Annotated in this window: 1 pseudogene; it reads right to left on the bottom strand. The window is 69.7% G+C overall.

Annotation, left to right across the window (positions count from 1 at the left end):
- Nucleotides 1-491 (bottom strand): annotated as a pseudogene (locus tag OR16_RS44355) (PLP-dependent aminotransferase family protein); the annotation flags it as partial.

The following is a 491-nucleotide window of genomic DNA, read 5'->3' as shown; positions in this document are numbered from 1 at the left end:
AACTCGCTGTCGTAGTCGTCCTCCAGGATCCACGCGCCGCACGCCTGCGCCCAGTCCAGCAGGGCCAGGCGCCGGCTCACGGACATCGTCAGGCCCAGCGGCGCCTGGTGAGCGGGCGTGACATACACCAGCGCGGCATCCGCATGCTGGCGGATGCCATCCATCGAGATCCCCTCCTCATCGACCGGCACCGGCGAGATGCGCGGCGAGGACAAACTGAAAAGCGGCACCGCCGAGAGATAGGCGGGATCCTCCAGCAACACGCGGCCCTGCTCGCGCAGCACCACCCGCGCGGCCAGGTCGATGGCTTGGCGGATACCGGTCACGACCATCAGTTGCCCGGCGTCGCAACGGATGCCGCGGGTCGCCCGCAGGTAAGCGGCGATTTCCCCGCGCAGGGCCAGGTCTCCGCAGGGATCGTCGTCGCTCAGTTGCTGCGCGGACAACGACCGCAGCGCCCGGCCGACATGGCTGCGCCATTCGTCGAGCGG

The organism is Cupriavidus basilensis OR16 (genome assembly GCF_000243095.1).
Lineage (GTDB): Bacteria > Pseudomonadota > Gammaproteobacteria > Burkholderiales > Burkholderiaceae > Cupriavidus > Cupriavidus basilensis_D.
The sequence above is the reverse complement of the archived record's forward strand: the minus strand, read 5'-3'. Positions and strand labels throughout refer to the sequence as shown.